The organism is Pseudomonas tremae (assembly GCF_001401155.1).
Classification (GTDB): domain Bacteria; phylum Pseudomonadota; class Gammaproteobacteria; order Pseudomonadales; family Pseudomonadaceae; genus Aquipseudomonas; species Aquipseudomonas tremae.
Genome location: NZ_LJRO01000250.1, coordinates 1 through 671, shown reverse-complemented (window position 1 = coordinate 671; position 671 = coordinate 1). Strand labels below are relative to the sequence as shown.

Below are 671 nucleotides of genomic sequence, written 5' to 3'. Positions count from 1 at the left end.
CTGCTGTGTTGAGAAGTGCTGCCTGACGCAAAGCCAGCAGGCCCAGTGCAACGATCATCAGGCAAAAAATACCGAAGCATAAAGCCGAACGCGGTGCAAGATTGAGTTTTCGCAGGATCATTATTATTTTTCCGAAGTGGGCAATAGGCTATCGCCTTCCTTCGGGTTTTCTTGACGAGCTATACGGGCCCGGAATCGAGGTTTGAATCAGGTTGTCCGAATAAATGGTAAGCAAATATGTCACGGCCTGGCAGCTTTACATTTTAACCAGCATTTAAAGAGGGCTACCTGTCGCAGCCCGGTGAATCAGCGCTTTTCCATGCCCAGCATAAAAGTATCAATTGCTCGTTTGACCATGCTTTGAATCTGCTCGACGCTCAAGCGTGCGGGTGTTTGTTGATAGAGGCGAATATCGGTTTCCGCAGTCAGCAGCGAGGTGAGTTGCAGCGCTGCGATATGCGGATCAGTGGTACGTAGCTGGCCACGTTGCATGGCCGCATTCATCAGCGTCGTCACCGTTTGCAGGAATTCCCTGGGGCCTGAGTCATAGAACATTGTGCCGATGTCGGAATGCCCGGATTCGGCCACTACCATGCGGTACACCGCCAACGCGCTGTCATCATTGATGAGTACCATCAACATTCGCTCCCCGAAGCGCGTGAACAGCGTTC

At 51.9% G+C, this 671-nt stretch carries 1 protein-coding gene; it reads right to left on the bottom strand.

Annotated features, from left to right (window positions below):
- Nucleotides 1-306 precede the first annotated feature (306 nt).
- Nucleotides 307-671: TetR/AcrR family transcriptional regulator C-terminal domain-containing protein (locus tag ALO43_RS15715; protein WP_174518506.1), on the bottom strand; the 365-nt coding region annotated here is incomplete at its 5' end.